General features: G+C 38.3%; 18 protein-coding genes. 9 read left to right on the top strand and 9 right to left on the bottom strand.

What is annotated here, in order from left to right; translation table 11 throughout:
• Positions 1-386: 386 nt before the first annotated feature.
• The 6 genes from ACFOOI_RS09880 to ACFOOI_RS09855 form a co-directional block, all read right to left on the bottom strand.
• Positions 387-1,664 carry a DUF5690 family protein gene (locus ACFOOI_RS09880; protein ID WP_379837536.1) on the bottom strand — a complete coding sequence of 426 codons (1,278 nt, stop codon included), beginning with the start codon at positions 1,662-1,664 and terminating at the stop codon, positions 387-389.
• 158 nt (positions 1,665-1,822) lie between these two features.
• Complete coding sequence (gene secDF, locus ACFOOI_RS09875; RefSeq protein WP_379837534.1) at positions 1,823-4,759, bottom strand: protein translocase subunit SecDF; 2,937 nt, start codon at positions 4,757-4,759, stop codon at positions 1,823-1,825.
• A 128-nt stretch (positions 4,760-4,887) separates the two neighbouring features.
• Positions 4,888-5,232, bottom strand: coding sequence for a hypothetical protein (locus ACFOOI_RS09870; protein ID WP_379837532.1), 345 nt, complete (start codon positions 5,230-5,232; stop codon positions 4,888-4,890).
• Between the two features lie 107 nt (positions 5,233-5,339).
• The gene (locus ACFOOI_RS09865) at positions 5,340-5,816 is read right to left on the bottom strand and encodes a hypothetical protein (RefSeq protein WP_379837530.1); all 477 of its coding nucleotides are present in this window, start codon (positions 5,814-5,816) and stop codon (positions 5,340-5,342) included.
• Between the two features lie 27 nt (positions 5,817-5,843).
• Positions 5,844-7,049 (bottom strand): S-adenosylmethionine:tRNA ribosyltransferase-isomerase, encoded by a 1,206-nt coding sequence (locus tag ACFOOI_RS09860; protein WP_379837528.1) that lies wholly within the window; start codon positions 7,047-7,049, stop codon positions 5,844-5,846.
• Positions 7,049-7,552, bottom strand: a complete 504-nt coding sequence (locus tag ACFOOI_RS09855; protein WP_379837526.1) for a hypothetical protein — start codon at positions 7,550-7,552, stop codon at positions 7,049-7,051. The genes ACFOOI_RS09860 and ACFOOI_RS09855 overlap by 1 nt, the downstream gene beginning before the upstream one ends.
• 108 nt (positions 7,553-7,660) lie before the next feature.
• Between ACFOOI_RS09855 and ACFOOI_RS09850 the strand changes: the two genes are divergently transcribed.
• Positions 7,661-8,212, top strand: coding sequence for a cob(I)yrinic acid a,c-diamide adenosyltransferase (locus tag ACFOOI_RS09850; RefSeq protein WP_379837524.1), 552 nt, complete (start codon positions 7,661-7,663; stop codon positions 8,210-8,212).
• A gap of 8 nt (positions 8,213-8,220) precedes the next feature.
• On the opposite strand, the gene ACFOOI_RS09845 is transcribed toward ACFOOI_RS09850, so the two are convergent.
• The 3 genes from ACFOOI_RS09845 to ACFOOI_RS09835 form a co-directional block, all read right to left on the bottom strand.
• Complete coding sequence (locus tag ACFOOI_RS09845; protein ID WP_379837522.1) at positions 8,221-8,868, bottom strand: carbohydrate-binding family 9-like protein; 648 nt, start codon at positions 8,866-8,868, stop codon at positions 8,221-8,223.
• Between the two features lie 203 nt (positions 8,869-9,071).
• A complete protein-coding gene (locus tag ACFOOI_RS09840) occupies positions 9,072-9,215 on the bottom strand; it encodes a hypothetical protein (RefSeq protein WP_379837520.1) in 144 nt (47 codons plus the stop codon).
• Between the two features lie 67 nt (positions 9,216-9,282).
• On the bottom strand, positions 9,283-9,900 hold the full coding sequence (locus tag ACFOOI_RS09835) for a PepSY-like domain-containing protein (RefSeq protein ID WP_379837518.1): 618 nt from the start codon (positions 9,898-9,900) through the stop codon (positions 9,283-9,285).
• Positions 9,901-10,333: 433 nt separating this feature from the next.
• On the opposite strand from ACFOOI_RS09835, the gene ACFOOI_RS09830 reads away from it, so the two are divergent.
• The 8 genes from ACFOOI_RS09830 (at position 10,334) to ACFOOI_RS09795 (ending at position 19,127) form a co-directional block, all read left to right on the top strand.
• Entirely contained in the window at positions 10,334-10,912 is a 579-nt protein-coding gene (locus ACFOOI_RS09830; RefSeq protein WP_379837516.1) for an RNA polymerase sigma factor, read from the top strand.
• Entirely contained in the window at positions 10,905-12,395 is a 1,491-nt protein-coding gene (locus ACFOOI_RS09825; protein ID WP_379837515.1) for a hypothetical protein, read from the top strand. The genes ACFOOI_RS09830 and ACFOOI_RS09825 overlap by 8 nt, the downstream gene beginning before the upstream one ends.
• 142 nt (positions 12,396-12,537) lie before the next feature.
• Complete coding sequence (locus ACFOOI_RS09820; protein WP_379837513.1) at positions 12,538-12,843, top strand: hypothetical protein; 306 nt, start codon at positions 12,538-12,540, stop codon at positions 12,841-12,843.
• A 146-nt stretch (positions 12,844-12,989) separates the two neighbouring features.
• Positions 12,990-13,175: a hypothetical protein gene (locus ACFOOI_RS09815; RefSeq protein ID WP_379837511.1), complete on the top strand. Its 186-nt coding sequence runs from the start codon at positions 12,990-12,992 to the stop codon at positions 13,173-13,175.
• A 9-nt stretch (positions 13,176-13,184) separates the two neighbouring features.
• A complete protein-coding gene (tyrS, locus tag ACFOOI_RS09810; RefSeq protein WP_379837509.1) occupies positions 13,185-14,501 on the top strand; it encodes a tyrosine--tRNA ligase in 1,317 nt (438 codons plus the stop codon).
• A gap of 211 nt (positions 14,502-14,712) precedes the next feature.
• Positions 14,713-16,305 carry a DUF1800 domain-containing protein gene (locus ACFOOI_RS09805; protein WP_379837507.1) on the top strand — a complete coding sequence of 531 codons (1,593 nt, stop codon included), beginning with the start codon at positions 14,713-14,715 and terminating at the stop codon, positions 16,303-16,305.
• Between the two features lie 2 nt (positions 16,306-16,307).
• Positions 16,308-17,858, top strand: a complete 1,551-nt coding sequence (locus ACFOOI_RS09800) for a DUF1501 domain-containing protein (RefSeq protein WP_379837505.1) — start codon at positions 16,308-16,310, stop codon at positions 17,856-17,858.
• A 114-nt stretch (positions 17,859-17,972) separates the two neighbouring features.
• Positions 17,973-19,127: an MFS transporter gene (locus ACFOOI_RS09795; protein WP_379837503.1), complete on the top strand. Its 1,155-nt coding sequence runs from the start codon at positions 17,973-17,975 to the stop codon at positions 19,125-19,127.
• Positions 19,128-19,137: the final 10 nt, after the last annotated feature.

Here is a 19,137-nt window from a genome sequence, read left to right as displayed (position 1 = left end):
AAGATTAATGTAAATAAGGAAGTGCCGCCCCGCTGGGGCTATATATCCATTTCTATTTTACATAGTTACCAAAATTACGGCCCGATGGGCCTTGATTAGTCTATCAACCATTATTCATAAGCCCCAGCGGGGCGAAACATTAATAGAAAAGAAGTGAATAACGATAGCCCCATCGGGGCTAAATATTAATAGTAAAGAGTGAAATCTAAGTATTATCGATAGCCCCAGCGGGGCGGAACATTAATAGAAAAGAAGTGAATAACGATAGCCCCATCGGGGCTAAATATTAATAGTAAAGAAGAGATGTTGAAAGGGTAACAAAAGCCCCAGCGGGGCGACATTTTTAAAGCCGATATATATAAGGAGAATCAAAGAAATCGCAAATATTAATACTCCATGCTAAATTTGACTTTTGAGTCTTTGCTTGTAAAAAATAAAAACTGTAGAGCTATAAACAAAAAACCTAAAATTGCCACAACAAATGCATATGTGATGAGATAGTCGAGGTAGTTTAGCTCAGCGGCAGCAAATTCTTTATACAATATGATGGCCACGCTACCCAAATACCCCATAGAATCACAGATGTAGACAAAGAAGCCCGCATTGGCTTTTATATGTAAGTAAGCAATTATTCGATCAAAAAAAGCAATTTGAATAATGAGATAAGGCAAATAGAAAAACACTGCGGAAAGTACCATCCAAAGTTCAGGGTCGAGTAGGTTGTTTTTAAAGTTATTGGTTACTACACCAAGCAGTGCCATACAAATAAGCATTAAGACTGACGAAAGCTGAAAGGCTTTTTTGTTACTTTTTATTATTACCAAACTTGCGATGGCAATCATGACAACTAAACCAACTATAGATTCTGTTTTAGCAAAAATAGTATATGAAATTTCGGGGTTTATTTGATTCCAAATTTCAATAATGAAGTTGTCGCGAAAGTCTCTGATTCCGGTTAAAAAGGTATAAGAAATAGCTACGAAAGCTATGCCTGGGAAGTATTTTTTGAGTACCAAGCGTTTTTGCTTTTTGCTCATGGGTTTTCGGCTAGTTTTTAGGTAAACGTCGCTCGAAGTGGGAGGTGGGATTTTTGAGAGCATCCAAACAAACCCTAAAAATAAAGGAAATGCTATAAAACCTATAAAAGAAGGCATCCAAAACTCTGAAATATTAAATTTGCCTTGCAGGAATTTATAGCATGTCTTTAATATCCCACTTGTTACTATCATGTTTAGGCTTAGACCCATGGCGAGTAGTTCTGTGAATCGGCGACCTTCTAAGTAGCTATAGATTATGCCCCAAACCATGCCCAGTGGTAAACCGTTTAGAAATAAAAAAATGAAGCCGAATTTCTTCGGTACCAATCCAAAAGCAATAAGTGATAGCTGTGCTACAGAAATCAAAAGTATGATAAGACCTTTACGGTTTGAGGCTTTCAGTTCTGAAACTATTTTTACTCCAATAAATTTAGATAAAACATAGCCGATTACTTGCGAAATTATCAAGACAGATTTATACGATATTCCAAACAGATATTGATTCTCGAATATGCCAGCAGCGAAAGGTTTACGGAATGCGTATGTACAAAAATATGCCCCAAAGGCGGCAATGATGGTCCAGGTAATAAATAGTAAGTTGTTTTCGGCTAGTTTTTTTTCGAGCATTCGGCTTTGTTTTTCCAAAAGTCGAAAACCAAAATTAGTAAAAAGTTATGTGTGGCTTAAGTTTGTGTTAAGCTTGGAATTAAAATTGTTTTCGAAACAAAAAAAAGGCTAACCGCAATGGCTAGCCTTTCTTCATATTTTATAGGTTTGATAAAACCTTATTTTTTATCTACAGCAGGAGCTACTTTTAAAGCGTCACCTTCTGATTCTAATCTACGTTGCATAGCATCTACTACGATAGGAGCCGCAATAAATAGCGACGAGTACGTACCTACTATTACACCTAAGAACATACAGAAGATAAATCCTCTAATGGTTTCTCCACCAAATACTAACAAGATCAATAGTACCAATAACGTAGCCACACCTGTTACAGCTGTACGACTTAACGTGCTGTTTAGGGCGTTGTTAATTGTTGTTTCTATTGGCTCTTTTTTAGCACCTTTTTCGCTTAGATACTCTCTGATACGGTCAAATACAACGACTGTATCGTTCATAGAGTAACCCATCAAAGTTAACACTGCACCCACAAATGCTTGGTCGATATCAAGTGAGAATGGCAATAAACCGTTTAGTAACGAGAATATACCTAAAATCACTAGTACGTCATGCAATAGGGCCATTACCGCACCAAAACCAAAGGCTACACTTCTAAATCTGATATAGATATAAAGGAATGTTAGCAAGATTGAGTAAAGGATGGCTTTTAAAGATGACCAGATGGTGTCATTGGCAATAGTAGGACCTACTTTTGATGATGACATTACCGTTCCCTTGTTTCCAGGTATCGAGCTCAATGCAGCGTTTAGGTCTGTTTTGATTGTTTCTTCTACTTCTGGCTCAGTGTTTTCAATTTTGAAAGCTGAAGTGATTTTCACTTGGTCAAATCCACCAAATGTTTTAACCTCTACAGCAGCACCCGCAAATGCTTTTTCCACCGCTGCTCTTACGTCTTCAGTTTTAACTGTTTTCTCAAAACGTGCTACGTATGTACGTCCACCTTTGAAATCTACTCCTAATCCAAATCCTTTTACACCGATAGAGATAGCTCCAGCAATGATGATGATAGCAGAGATAGAATAGAATACTTTACGTTTTTTGATAAAGTCGATGTTCGAATCGTTGAAAAGTTTCTCAGTCCAAGCTGTTTTGAAGTTTACAGTTTTTCCTTTTTTGATGAAATAATCAAATATCAAACGAGATACAAATACCGCACAGAATAACGAAGTGAATATACCAATCAATAACGTAGTAGCAAATCCTTTAACTAAACCTGTTCCGAATATAAAAAGGATAATACCCGTAATTAAAGTAGTTACGTTAGAGTCAATGATAGAAGGCATGGCGTTTCTGAAACCTTCTGCAATAGCCGTTATAAAACTTTTGCCAGCTGCAAGTTCTTCTTTTACTCGCTCATAAATTAGTACGTTGGCATCAACCGACATACCTACCGAAAGTACAAGACCTGCAATACCAGGTAAAGTCATAGTAGCTCCAAACGAAGCCATTACTCCAAGAAGCAATATTAAGTTCACCAATAGAGCGGCGTTAGCTATCCAACCTGCTTGGCTATAGTAAATCAATACAAATAATAACACAGCCAATAAACCTACTAATGAAGATATAACACCGGCATTTAAAGCCTCTGAACCTACTGATGCACCTACTACGGCTTCTTCAATAATGTTAGTTGGAGCTGGTAATTTACCTGCTTTCAATACGTTTGCAAGGTCAGTTGCTTGCTCTATGCTAAATCCACCTGAGATACTTGAGTTACCACCTGCAATCTCACCGTTTACGTTTGGTGCAGAGTATACGTAGTTATCTAGTAATATCGCGATTCTTCTGCCTACGTTTGCTCCTGTAAGGGCTTTCCATTTTCTAGCACCCAAAGCATTCATTTGCATACTTACATCTGGCTTACCAGTAGTAGGGTCATAGTCTTGCTTTGCGTTTGTGATCACGTCTCCTTCTAATGGAGCGTTTCCTGCGTCTTTAACTGGGTAGATAGCCACAAATTCTTCTTTCGTAGTTTCGTTTACAACTGGACTTACGTCATACATAAACGAAAGGTTAGCAGGGAAAAGATTCTGAACGTCTGGTCTTCTAAGAAGTCCGTTGAATCTTACAGTATCTTTTGTACGAATGTTCATTTCTCCATTTTGACCCATGATCAACATGTTTGTCAAGCTGTTTGAACGGTTAAGTGAATCTGTTTTAGATGAATCACTTGTGCTTTTTAGAGCCGAAGCCAAAGCACTCGAAGTAGTATCTTTCTTGTTTGCACTGCTTAGACCTTTTGCAAGCTTCTCTTCAATTTCTATTTTGTTTAAAACACCATAGAAAGCATCAAGTGATGGTCCGATTTCTTGGATAGAAAATACTTCACAAAACTGTAGTTTTGCAGCTCCTGATAATAATTTACGAACACGCTCAGGGTTATCAATACCCGGAAGCTCAACCTGAATACGGTTTGTTCCTGGTATACGAGACAGGTTAGGGTTAGCAACTCCGAATTTATCAACACGGGTTTGGATAACTCTAAATGATCTATCAAATGCTCCGTCTACTTCAGATTTGATATAACGAATAACCTCAGCATCGCTCGATGTTAGGTTTAGTACGTCACGGTTTGAGGTAGTTGAAAATACAGAAGCTAACTTAACGTCTGGAGCTAATTTTTTGTACTCTCCTACAAATAGGTCTACAAAATTTGAACTACTCGTTACTGATAGTTCTTTTGCTTTAGCTATTGCTTGGCCGATTCTCGGGTCACGCGATCCAGCTGCAAGTGTTCTTACGATTTCGGTTGGAGAAACCTCTAAGATTACGTGCATACCTCCTTGAAGGTCAAGACCAAGTCCAAGTTCTTGTTTGGTAAGGTCTTCAAGCGATGAACCCAAGAATACGTCTTGTTTCCAAAGTGAGTCCAAATACCTTTGTTTTTTTGCTGTATCTACGTTGCCATCTTTTCCAAGTGCAAATGCAGAAGCTTCTTTTCTGATCTGGTTTACTTTCCAAGTTCTGATCAGGTAGTAACCACTTATGAGTACAAAAGTGATTAAAAGTGCTAATATTCCACCTTTATTTTTCATATGAATAATTTACTCTCTGCCCCTTCAGAGAAATTTATTATAGGGTAGCACACAAAATTGACGTGTGTCTAATTTTTTTAAATAAATATAAAATGATTAAGAATTAAAAAGTACGAAGAGAAGGTGCCTCAAGGGGCATTTATGGCAATATGATGCTCAAATAGTTTATCAAAGAAAGAATGATGATAAACAAACTGCTGAATTATAGTGCCTGGGACACATTCTGCATAAAATATGACAAGATTATTAAATCCTTGAAAAGTGATTTCGCCAAAATGAAAATCAAACGTAGGAACTACTATTTCATGACTAAGTTGCTGCAGTTGAGGCTGCTCTTGCTGCTTCTCAGTGTCTGCTTTGGCTTTTTTTGTTACTTCAGGCTGTACATACAGATTTCCCATAACATGTGCCGAAAACACAGATATGAGAAGCATGACGCTAAAAAAACTCGATATGATATTCTTTTTCTTCATTAACAAGCTGCGAATTTACAACCATTTAAGTTGAAAAATCAATAAATATGCCAAAAAAGTAATTGAAAAATTACAGAATTATAAATTTTGCTTCTGTTTTAGAGGGCTTAAAGTGACTTTATTATTTTTGCTTTTTCGAAAAACACCAAGCCGATTGTCTTTTTACATGGGTTCAGTTCGGGCTTTAGGTTGGTTAAGCTAAACGAAAACATATACGTGGTGTCGTTTATCCTTTGGGTATTTAAGCCAATGTCTTCGCCGTGTGTAACACCATAGCTGAGTGCTTCCATGGTTTCCTTTGCCTTTCCCGTAAGGTTCAATCCTTTACTTAGTTCTTCGTTGTTAAGTAATGTAACTGTATTTGCTTCTTTTATCGCAAGAGTGCTGTCGCACACATTGGTTTGAGCAATGGCTTTTGCGTAGCTGCTGCCAAGTAAATTAACTTGATTTTGAATTTCTTCTTGGTTGATTTTTTTTATTTTATAATCGCCCATTTTTTGTTTCACTGCGGCGGTATCTACTCGTTGCACATTGCCACAAGCTGTAAACGCTAAAGAAATTATTAAAACACCTATCTTTTTCATATTTCTTCTTTTTTTTGGTAAAAAAAATCACCCAGGAATTAAAAGGCTAGAGTCGCCAAAGCTCAAAAATCTATAGTCATTTTGCAAGGCTTCTTGGTATATTTCTTTCCATTTGGGTTCGCCAACCAAAGCCGCTACCAATAATAATAAGGTAGATTGCGGTTGGTGGAAATTCGTAACCAATCCTTTGCAAAGTTTAAATTCGTATCCAGGGAAAATCAAAATTTCGGTTTGGCCCACTAGGGTGTTTTGTCCGTCAAATTTAGCCAAGACAGCTTCAAGTGCTTCTTTTGAGGTTGGTAATATTTGATCTTCGTAGGGAAATAGTTTTTCAATAAAAAACTCACTGCCCGGGTTTTGAATCAGTTTTACGCCGTACCAATACAAACTCTCAAGCGAACGCATAGAAGTAGTGCCTACGGGTATTAACGAATCAATGTTTTCAATTAAGCCTTGAATAGCCTCCTTTGTAAATACCAACTGCTCATTATGCATGGGGTGTTCCAAGGCATTTTCGTGTTTGACGGGCATAAATGTACCTGCACCCACATGGAGCGTAATGTATACGTTTTTTATGCCTTTCGCGGCTATTTTGTTAAGCACGCTGTCGGTAAAGTGTAGGCCTGCGGTGGGGGCTGCCACAGCACCTTCTATTTTGGAATAAACCGTTTGGTAGTCTTCTATATCCGAATTTTCGGCTGCTCTATTTAGATAAGGGGGAAGCGGTATTTTGCCAAATTCTTCAATTATTTCTGAAAACTGCAGGTTTGAATTCCACCTAAACCTTACTCGATTCTCGTCTTGGTTTTCCCACGAAACCGAAAGTGTGATTTCTTGATCAGAAATTTGATGGCTTATGGTAAGTACTTCGTCTGTTTTCCATTTTTTCTTGTTTCCTACTACGCATTTCCACACTGCGGTGTTTTTTGCTTCCATGGCCACTGCCATAACCGAGCTTGGCAACATTGGGTTAAGCAAAAATACTTCAATGAGGGCTCCTGTGCTTCTAGAAAAATGCAAACGTGCGGGAATAACCTTGGTGTCATTAAATACCAAGGTACTATTTGAAGGTAAAAAGTCGGAAAGGTCTGTAAACTGCTGATGTTTAACTTCACCATTTTGATAGACCAAAAGTTTTGAACTATCGCGAGGTTCTACGGGCTTTTTGGCTATTCGGTCGTCTGTGAGCTCGTAGGTGTAGGTTTTTATATCAATAGCCTTAAAGTCAGCCATTAGTCTTCTATGTTTCTAGGGGTAGAAAATAATAAACGAAGAGGCACTACAAATATCAATATCATCAATAAGGCTCCGCCTAATAGTAACATCCAATTGTAGTTAAAATCTAACGTTTGGTTTTTGCCTGCGTTGATATTGTTTAGTCCCAAAATAGCAAAAATCAAAAACGTGTTAATGATTGCAACAAACGCACTTTGCCATCCTCTTAAAAGTTCTCTTAGTGCCAGGGGCTTTTGAGCCCATTCGCTGTTTGGGAATATTTTAGAAAATTCGGCTTTTTGAAGTTGGTTGCCCAAAAGCGTCATTAATAAATTGAATAGAAAACCAACTGCACTTGCCACATAAAAATAGACTTGTTTGTCTATAAATCGTATAGGCTTGCCTTGGCTATCGTGCGTAATGGCGATAGATTCGGGTAAACTTGCGTAACAGTATAAGACCACAATGGCTAAAAGTACAATTGAAAATTTTTTCCAGAATCCAAAGAATATGTTTATCATTGTATAATATGCCCTGAAATACCTCAGGGAGTTATTTTATATTTATCTTTAAAATATTTCGCAAAGTTAGAACACTTGTGGCTTGCATAAGGTTTTTAATCAAAAAAAATGTCAAAAATTTATACAAAAACAGGAGATTTAGGTGCTACTTCATTGGTGGGAGGCACACGTTTGAGCAAAGATCATGATAAAATAGAAGCTTATGGTGCAGTTGATGAACTCAACGCATGGATAGGTGTTTTGTCAGATTCGCCTGAAAACAGCCAAAGACAAGCTGATCTAAAGGAAATTCAGGACAGACTCTTTACTATAGGTGCAGACTTAGCTTCAGAAACCACTTATACCAAGAAAAAACTACCCGATTTATTTGAGTCAGACGTGGAGGCATTGGAAAAACTGATGGATGAAATGGACAAGTTAGTGCCACCTTTGCGTGCATTTGTGTTGCCAGGCGGTCATCCGGCAGTGTCGTGGGCACATGTGGCCCGCACGGTCTGTAGGCGAGCAGAAAGACAGGTAATTAAATTAGCCAAGCAAGAGGAGGTAAATCCGTTGGTAATCCAATATTTAAATAGGCTTTCTGATTATCTTTTTATGCTTTCTAGAAAGATTACTCAGGAGCAAAATGCACCCGAAATTTCGTGGAAACCTCGTAAGTGAGGTTTTCTTTAACCGTTTAGTTTCATGTGACCAAACATTTTTGGTCTATGAAACGCCGGCGATTCTCCCGACAGGGTCGGGCTCCAGCACAGAAACTCACAGTTTTCTAAATCACATACCCAATCTCTTTTGTTGTGTTGAGCTTTAATAGAGCGTACACGATAAAAATTAATACGATATTGATTGTCTTCGCTTCTACCGATTAGGTCCCACGGAATACTCAAACGGCCTTTCCATGAATCTTTTGTGGCTTCTACCGTATGTTCTATTTTAGATTCTTTGGGGTCAATCATCTGCTTGATGCTTTGCATTTGCTCGCCAAGCGATGGATTGTCTATTTCGCCTACCCAAATCGCATTGTTTGGGTTTATTTCTACTTCTAAATATGACTTTGGGTCTTCGCTTCCTCCTGATATAAAAACCTCAAAAACCTCTTGGTTATAAAGTGGCTCGTTAGATACCTTATAATAGTTTTCGTCAACGTTTGGGTTGTCAAAGCAGTTAAAATCTATATGAAAGAAATTTCCGGTGTAGCTTAGGCTGAGTTCGGTTCTGCTTTCTGAGGGTGTTCCGTCGGTTGCAAACTTAAATTCAAGTGGAATTGGGTTTGACCAGCGATTTTTGCTTAGTTCAAAGGAGTATTCTTCGGTGTTCATCAAAATAGTAAATACATGTAAAATCTCATTTTAAGTTCTAAAACTCTTGATACTAAACCTAAAAATGAAATAAGTGGGTTATTTAGATTACAAATTTAACCTTTTTTTTACCGAAATTATTTTTTTCTAGAAATTGCTTCTATAATAAATATGAATGAAGAGATTTTTGAGCGGAATGAATCCCGCTCATAGCCGAATGAGACTTATAGCACCACTTTTATTTGGTGATTGTCGTCTGTTTTAATTTGAATAATCAGCCCTTTTTTTATGGCTGTTTTAGGGACCTCATAAACTCTTCTTGAGTTTTCGCTCAGCGATTGGTCTGTTTGAGAGATTCTAATTTCCATGATGATTGTGTATATAAATAAAAGAGCCGCCACCAGTTCTGATGGCAGCTCAAATTTTGGGGTATTATTAATTTCTTTTTCCGCCTTTTCTTTTTCCACCTTTCCTGTCCATAGATAGTTCACCTACGAAAGATCCATCAGCGTTAAAGCCTAACATAAGTTTGGTTGCATCTGCTTTTGTTATCAATACACCGAACTTGCCTTCTGGGTTAGTCATTGCTTTTACGGTAGTAGAACCCGCGTAGTTAGTAGAAATATAGCTCGTGATTGCTGCTGGAAGATCTGCCAAAGCCACTTCGGTTCCTTTGCCGCCTTTGCCTTGTCTTACCTCTACAAATGCACCTTTGCTATCGAAAATTAAGCCAGCGTGAGTGCCGTCTGCTTTTACAATATGTAGTACATAATTACCTTCAGTGGTAGTGCCTGCTCTGTCTATGGTAGCACCTGCATAGTTTGTGCTAACATAACTCGTGATTGTCGCTGGCAATGAGGCTACAGCTACTTCGGTAAGGTTGCATTTTTTGCCATTATGGGTAGTTTTTGAGCTATCGGCAGTAGTGGCTAAAAACATAAAGTCTACATATGCTGACTCGTCTGTGCTTGGTGATACGTCAGACTTGTCGCATGATGTGAAACCGATTGAGATTGCAAATAATGAGAGAATTAAAAATTTTAGATTTTTCATAAAAATTAATAAATTTTAGTTTTAAAATAAGTTTTAGAGTAAGCGTGCTTACAGGTAGAGTTAAATCATTAATAGAAAAATGTTTTGTTTTGAAATCAAAATGTGATTGTGTTGCTTTCTAAAATACTATACGCCTTTGTTTTTTTGTTCGTTGCCTTGATGTTCTGTTTTTTTTAAAAAATATTTTTTTTGAGTCAGGTTTTTTAGATCTGGTATGTTGCAGCAAGGATAGGAGCATTGTTTGAGCTCCTTTTTTGTTCTGGCCTTGGCCGAAAAAAAAGAGCGAGTGCGGATAGCCTGCCCGGCTGCCCTATATAAATAGGAGGTTTTTAATTAAAAATAAATTAATAACAGAAGGTAGGCAACGAATCAATTTGAGTTTTTCGTATATAAAAATGTAGAATGTGCTACTTTCGTAAAAAAAAATGTTTTAGTGTTATTTAAAAAAGATAAAACTTTTAATCTGCTAAAAGTCTTGGAGGGTTGTGAAGCAAACAAAGCGTCTGCTCAAAAACAACTTTTCGAGAATTACTATGGCTTAGCAAAAAGGATTTGTCTGAGGTACGCCGCTAATAGCGACGAAGTAGATGAAATGATTAATGATGGTTTTTTGAAAATCTTCGCTAAAATTTCATTTTACGATCGCAAGCAATCTTTTGAGGCTTGGTTTAGGACGGTTTTGGTAAGAACTTGTATAGATTATTACCGAAAAAATAGTCCGAAAGTGAGTTTTATAGATGTGCAGGAGGCCCGGTACTTAGAGCAAAACGACTACCTTTTGGAGCGGCTGTCTGCAGAGGAAATTTTAGAATTAGTACAAAAATTACCCCCATCGTATCGAATGGTGTTTTCGCTAAACGTGGTGGAGGGATATTCACATGCTGAAATAGGAGAGATGCTTGGCATAAATGAGGGGACTTCGCGGTCAAACCTAGCCAAGGCTCGAATGAAACTGCAAGAGTGGGTAAAAAGATATTTAGATGAGACTGTAAATCAAGATAATCATGTCTGAACAAAATTTTGATAATAAAATACGGCAAAAACTGGAGTCTATACGACCCGAGTTTGAGAAAGCCGCATGGGAAAAGCTGCGAAAGTCGCTTCCGGTGCCTTGGTATGTGGCACTATTTCGAGACTTCGGTCAGTGGATATATGGCGGAGTAGCCACTACGGCACTGCTGACAACTTACTATTTTTACCATAATTTAAAACAAGAAAACGAATTACTGAATGATAAGATTTCTACACTAAGTGTTCAAACGCCAGAAGTAAAAACGGATACCGTATACCTGCAAAGTCAGAAGACAGATACTGTTTGGGTTACTAAGGTAATTACCCAAAAAGTATACGTGGACAGGACGCAACGTGGACCGTCGGCATATAATACGGACGAAAATTTTGCTTTAAATAAAAATGGAGAGCAAACCACTACAGGTAATGAAAATACCACTGACGCTATACGCAGCAATACCTTTAGAAAAGGTGTTGGGTCACAAAAGGCGGGTGTAAAAACTGAGGATGAAAGTAAGGTGGTGTTCTCTAAGAAAAGTAAAGCTAACATCAGTGATAAGGCTAGCACAAGTGAAGTTAAAGGTAATAAGGCAGAAAATACAGGTCTAAATACCACATCTAAAGCAGAGACTTACAGTAAGTCTACGCCAGAAGGAACCAAAAATGAAGACCCAATAAGTAACCAAGTGAGCGATGCTCAGCCCAAAAATGAGGGTGCCAATAGCTATACTAAGTCGGAATTGCCTAAAACTTCGTATGAAGATAATGAAGTAAATAATGCCAAAGAGACAGCAAAGGCAGAAACGCCAAAAGTGGCAGAATTGGTGGTGCCTGAGCGAGTTTTTCCTGAGCAAGAACCTAAAAAAGAGTCTTCGTTTTTGAAGAAAATTAACGCCAGGTTTGGAATGTCAGCAGAAATGGCCGGAAACAGAGGGGTTAATTTGGGGCCTACACTTGAGGTGTTTTTAAACGATAAGTTTAGTATAAACTCAGGTGTGTTGATTTCGAAGGGAAGACAAATGCAATTTGGTCTACCGAAAGATTTTAATAATAACACCGGAAATAGATTTGAAGATAGGTATGTGAAACATTTCAACCCCGTTGGACCGCCACCTAAAATCAAGAACATTGAAATTGAGACTTCGATTATAAAATTGCCGTTATACTTTAATTTTTATGTACCACTGAGAAACAAACTGACGTTTTTGGTGACTACCGGCACCAAGTTTGACTTGTCTGTTATAGAAGGAGTGAAGTATCAAACCGAAACTGCTGGCGAGACTTATTTTGCCAAATTTGAGAACTCGTACAAGCCGAAGTTTTTTAACAGTCTGTTTTATGGCATGGGTTTGCAGTATCAGCAAGGCCGATTCTATGGACAGGTTAATCCGTACTTTGAGTTTCCGTTTAGGTCTACCAATAGTTTGTTAAATAACAAAAGAGTAGGTGTTAACTTCTCTATAAAATATGGTTTGAAAAAATAAGAAGGCTTAATATTTAAAGAATCCTGCTTTTTTGGTTTTCAAAAGGCAGGATTTTTTATTTAATCTGAAATTGAGGGTTAAAAATTCGTACATTTGCAGACTTTTTATTCGGAAACCAGCGTTTCAGAAAAAACTAAATAAAATGATAAAAAACGCACTTAAGATTTTTAGTATAGTATTGATTGCTTCGCAGTCGTATGGGCAGATCACTCCGAGGCTTTTTGAGTTTGGACCTAAAGTAGGTGTTCAAGTGACAGGGATAGCCAATTTTGATACCGTAGCCGTAGACAAAAAAGTGTCTTTTAACTATCAGGGAGGTATTTTTACACGATTTAACTATAAAAAGTTTAGCCTCCAGCCCGAGTTTATTTATCAGGTAAAAGGGGGACCTTTACCACTCCTTCGGCTAAATATTCGTATAAGTATTTTTCTACACCGATACTGTTAGGCTATACGCCACTAAAAGGAATTTACTTTGAGACTGGTCCTGAGTTTAGCTTAGCTTTAAACCAAGGCTACAAAAAAGAAGGGGTTTCTATTTATGGACCTGACGCCGCAAGAGATTATTCTTGGGTAGTTGGCACCAGAATAAATATGTTGGATATGTTTTCGCTTGTGAGTATGAACATCAGATACACACATGGCCTTAAAAACGTTTCCACTTCAAAATCAGGACTTACGCCACTTGACTACAGAAACAGAAGCGTTCAGCTTTCGTTTACGTATACTTTTTCGGAATACTACCTTTGGAAAAAGAAGTTTGGCGTTAAAAAGAAATAATTTACTCTCATGGATTTTATAGAAGAACTAAAGTGGAGAGGTATGCTCCATCAGCTCATGCCAGGTACGGAAGAGCAACTCAAAAAAGAATTAACATCGGCATATATTGGTTTTGATCCAACGGCAAAGTCGCTGCACATCGGAAACTTGGCCACAATCATGCTTTTGGTGCATTTGCAAAGAAGCGGTCATAAGCCGTTTGCTTTGGTAGGTGGTGCCACCGGAATGGTGGGCGACCCGTCAGGGAAAGCTGCTGAGAGGCAGTTTCTGGATGAAAGTATACTAAGAGAAAACCAGGATGGAATTAAGAAACAGTTAGAGAAATTTTTGGATTTCGACTGTGGTGATAATTCTGCCGAGATGGTGAATAACTATGACTGGTTTAAAGAAATGGGCTTTTTGCAGTTTTTGCGTGAGGTAGGAAAATACCTGACGGTTAACTATATGAGCTCAAAAGATTCGGTGAAAAACAGAATTACGACTGGAATATCCTACACGGAGTTTACCTATCAGTTGCTTCAAGGTTACGATTTTTATCATTTGTATAAAAACCGCGGTGTCAAACTTCAAATGGGAGGTTCGGATCAGTGGGGAAATATCACTACCGGTACCGAGCTAATCAGAAGAAAAGAAGCAAACGATGGTTCGGATAACAACGAAGACGCTCAATATTCGGCCTATGCATTGACTACACCTTTGGTTACGAAGTCAGACGGCACCAAGTTTGGTAAGTCAGAGGCTGGAAATGTGTGGTTAGATCCTGAGATGACTTCGCCGTATGAGTTTTATCAGTTTTGGATAAACCAAGCAGACGAAGACTGTAAGCGATTGATTAGGGTGTTTACGCTTTTGTCAGAGGAAGAAATCAATGCTTTGGAAGCCCAACAAGCAGAAGCTCCGCACCTAAGAGCGGTGCAGAAAGCCATAGCAAAAGACGTGACTGTAAGGGTACATGGGCAAGAAGCCTACGAATTAGTAGTGAAAGCATCGGAAGTATTATATGGCAAAGCTACTTTGGAGACTTTACAAAGTTTAGATATTAAGACTTTCCAACAGGTTTTTGATGGTGTGCCGCAAACTTCGGTTTCGAAAGCCGATTTTGATGCCTGTGAAGGCCTGATAGATTTGATTTCGGTATTGACAAACAATGAAATATACGCATCGAAAGGAGAGGCTAGAAGAGCATTGCAAGGAAATGCAGTGAGTATTAATAAAGAAAAAGTTAAAGACGAGAAAATGCCGGTTTCGGAAATTTCATTGTTAAATGGTCGCTTTATTTTAATAGGTAAAGGAAAGAAAAACCATATAGTGGAGATTACGGCTTAAGGTTTTTTCTGAAAAATATAAAATTTATAAAAAAGGCACTTGGTGCCTTTTTTTGTGTTTTAGGAGGATGTGTTGGATGTTTATTTGAACTCAAAATGTTAATTTTTCAAGAAAAAATAATTTTATATTTATTTGAGTTCATTGAATTATATTTGGCACTGTTTTTAAACTATTTACCCATAAATACGTCTAAGCCAAAACTCTCTATAACATGAAGAATTTCGGAAGTGTTTCTATTGATAAATTTCAAGGAAAACTCGACGATGATGCCATTAAACACCTGCTTAGTAGGACGCTTTTTGGGTTTTCGCCTAAAAATATAACGCAGTTCTCGGGTAACACCTTGACGCAGGCTATCGACGCTATAATTAAAAAGAGCCCGACGGCACTTCCGCCCATAAATTATTATGAAAGTGTAACCAAAGATACCACCGGCGTAGCTTTGGGTCAAACCTGGGTAAATGCTACTTATGGCGACGGCACAATAAATACCAGAAGAAAAATAAGTCTTAAAGCTTGGTGGATGCAGCTAATGCTCAATCAAGAAACTACCATAAATGAAAAAATGATCTTGTTTTGGCAAAATCATTTTTCAACAGAATTGAATTCCTATGGAGATGCCCGCATGGGGTATAAGTTTTTGGAGGTGATTCGTAAGAATGCCTTGGGAGATTTTAAGAGCATGGTTAAAGAAATTACGCTTGACCCAGCAATGCTGCTCTACCTCAACGGTAACTCAAATACCAAGACTGCCCCAGACGAAAACTACGGCAGGGAACTGCAAGAGCTGTTTACATTAGGTAAAGGACCCAACTCAAAATATACCGAAAGTGATGTAAAAATGGCGGCCAAAGTATTAACGGGTTATCGGGTGCTTAGAGAGCCAGTGAGTTCATATTTTGATTCCACAAAACACGATACTACCGATAAAACTTTCTCTGATTTTTTTGGAAATAAAGTAATAAAAGGCCAGTCTGGCGATGCGGGTAAAAATGAATTAGACGAACTGCTGACGATGATATTTGCCACTAACGAGGTAAGTCTTTATATTATGCGGAGGTTATATATTTTCTTTTTTTATTATGACATTACAGACGAAGTAGAGAAGAATTTTATAGTGCCATTGGCCAAAATATTTAAAGACAGTAACTACGAAATTTTACCAGTTCTGAAAGTGATGTTTGCCAGTAAGCATTTTTTTGATTTAGAACTTAGAGGTTGCCTTATCAAAAGCCCTGTAGATCATTTGGTAGGCTCAATGAAGCTCTTGGAACCGTCGTGGCCTGTGTTTCAGAATTTTATTTATGAGTCTTATTTACTGGCAAACGACCTAGTAGCTGTTACTGACAAAGGTCAACAGTCGCTCCTTGATCCTCCTAATGTGGCAGGTTGGCCGGCTTATTACCAAGCACCTGTTTTCCACGAAATTTGGATTAATGCAAGCACACTGCCCGAGCGAGCCAAGTTTACCGACAATATGATAGCCAAAGGCTTAAAACGAAATAATCAGGCTATCGTGTTTGATTCATTTAGTATGGCTAAAAAGCTAAAAAAGCCCGCTGATCCCAATGCCTTAATATCAGAGTTGGTGTTTTTGTTTTTCCATGTGCCACTTTCGCCCAAACTACTGCTTGACCTTAAGAAAGATATTCTTTTGGAAGGCCAAGCATCTGATTATTATTGGACAGAAATATGGGACGAAGCCATAAATAAACCAACAAATGCTTCGCTTGCAATGGTCACTACGAGGCTCAAAAAGCTGATTACCTATTTGATGGATTTACCCGAATTTCAATTAAGCTAAACATGAAAAGAAGAGATTTTATACGCAATTCGGCTTTGGGAGCTCTTAGTCCATTTGTGATAGGTAAGCAGAGTATGTGGGGGATGGGGAATATTAGTCCTATGCTTCTTGAAAATGATAACGTCTTGGTAGTGATACAGTTGACCGGAGGAAATGACGGCTTAAATACCGTTATTCCGGTGAGTCAATATGCAAACTATAAAAACGCCCGTAGCAATATTGCCATTGCCGAAAACAAAGTTCTGAAAATACCTCAGTCTGACTTAATTGGGCTACATCCGTCATTGAGCGGTTTGGCTGAACTGATGAAAGATGGTAAAGGGGGAATTGTGCAGGATGTAGGTTATCCAAATCCTAGTTTTTCGCATTTTAAGGCAACCGATATATGGAATTCAGCTTCGGACTCAAACCAAACATTGGAATCGGGTTGGGCAGGGAGATATTTAGCTTTGAAACATCCAAATTTTCCGAATGGATATCCTTCAGACAAATACCCAGATCCGCTTGCAATTCAAATTGGCTCTGTAATTACCACAGCACTTCAGGGGCCCATCTATAGCATGGGTATGTCTATTTCAGATACAAGTAACTTTTACGATTTGCTCGAAAATCCTGACCAGCCTACTTTAAATGCCTTGGCGAGTAAAGAGTTGAGTTTTTTAAAGCGAATTTCAAAACAATCGAACACCTATTTTGATACGGTTCAAAATGCCGCTTTGAAAGTAAAACAACAAAAAGAATACCCAAATTTGAGTTTGGCTACCCAATTAAAGACGGTGGCTAGGTTGATAGCAGGGGGCTTAAAAACCAAGATATATTACGTAAAACTTGGTGGTTTTGATACCCACAGTGCTCAAGCAAATGCTTCGGATACATCTACGGGAACGCACGCAAACCTTATGGCTCATTTGAGTGATTCCATAAAGGCTTTTCAAGACGACTTGAAGTTTTTAGGTATTCAAAACAAAGTGCTTGGTATGACTTACTCGGAGTTTGGAAGGCGTATAAAATCTAATGCCAGTCTCGGTACCGACCACGGAGCAGCTGCCCCTATGTTTTTCTTCGGAGAAAAAGTAAATCCGGCGTATTTTGGTAAGCCAATGAGCATATCTGCCACGGTGAGTAATAATGACAACATACCGATGCAGTTTGATTTCAGGGCGGTATATGCATCAGTGCTTAAGTATTGGTTTTGTTCTGAAAATACAGAATTGAAAAATGTACTTTTCAAAGACTTCGAAACACTCGCGATAGTTTCGCCTTCGGTGTGTGGGTATTTGACAGCCACAGAACCTGACTTAAATGTAAAAGTAAAAGCCTTTCCAAATCCATTTGTGGAGCGTATTTCGCTTTCGTTTAGAAGTTTATCGTCCGAAGTTTCATATCAATTATTTGACCTAAAAGGCCGTGAAGTAATTCAGGAAACTCACGTAGGTATTACACCTGGAGAGGCTGAGATTGAGCTTAGTTTTGGTCAGTTGAGAAATGACATTTATTTCCTTCGCCTAAAAACTAGGGAGTTTCAGGAGGTAGTTCGAATCATTAAAAATTAATGTTTAAGACAAAATAAAGAGGCGTTCTTTTCCAAATATTAGCATTTTTTTTATTTTATTTTACTTTAATATTTCGCTTACCTTTGCGGTTTATTTAAGAGAAAAATATTTCTGATGCTCCTTCGAAATACCATTCAGTTTTTTAGGTTAAAACCCGTAGTAGCGGTTGGTTTTTTGTTTGCTACTTCTAGTTTGTTGGTGGCTGTTTGGGCCTCTGCTTTGCCTTTTATTAAACTTCGACTAGGGCTCAACGATTCCCAATTGGGTCTTTTGTTACTATTTGCCCCATTGGGATCTATTGTGGGCGTTTTGACATCTACCACTGTTTTTTCTAAAATAAAAATTGGAAACTGGCTCGGCATGGGCAACTTGGCTCAGTGCACACTGTTTTGTTTAGAGGTCTACTCTCCCAATGTTATCTGGTTTAGTGGAGCGTTGTTTTTGAGGGGTTATTTTGGTTTTTTAAATGGCGTAGCAAACAACATGGTGGCTTCGCGGTTAGAGAATGAATATAATCGAAAGTTTTTGAGTACTTGTCATGCCATGTATAGCATAGGCGGGGCCATTGGAGCAGCTTACACGGCCATACTTTTCGGTTTTGAAATCAAAAGTTTATACCAAATATTGGGCATGTATGTTTTGGTTACCATTACAGTCTTTTCGCTTCGACCTTTTTACCTCAAGCACGACTATTTTATACACTCAAAATCAGGCTTTAAGTTGCCAAACAAAAGTATACTGGGCTTGTCGTTTATTTGTATGGTGATTTTCATGACCGAAGGGAGTATTGTAGACTGGAGCTCCATTTATATGAAAAGAGAGCTATTGGCTCCTTTATTCTATATCAGTTTGGGTTACGGGGGCTTTTCTGTGGCCATGACTTTAGGCCGACTAAACGGCGATATCATTATTCCTAAATTGGGAGACAAGAAAATAATAATTTACGGTAGCCTGATAGCCGCTTTTGGTATTTTGATGGTAGCCATCAATAGTATAATACCCCTTGTGATTTTTGGTTTTATTTTAACCGGAATTGGCTGCTGTTGCATAGTGCCGGTTTTGTTTGCCACTGCCTCTAAAATTCCGAATGTGCCCGCCGTGCAAGGTTACGGCATGATAACCACGGGCGGTTTGGTTGGCTTTTTAGCTGGGCCATCAATCATAGGTTTTATTTCGGAGCAATACACCCTTTCACTAGGCTTTATATTTACGTTCATTATGCTTCTGTTTGCAGCATTTGCTGGGTATCGCAACAGGTATTTAGGGTGAAGAATTGTTC

Origin of the sequence: Lacihabitans lacunae, from assembly GCF_042649125.1 — a bacterium.
Classification (GTDB): domain Bacteria; phylum Bacteroidota; class Bacteroidia; order Cytophagales; family Spirosomataceae; genus Leadbetterella; species Leadbetterella lacunae.
Note: the sequence above shows the minus strand (reverse complement) of the source record. Positions and strands in the feature narration are given on the sequence as shown.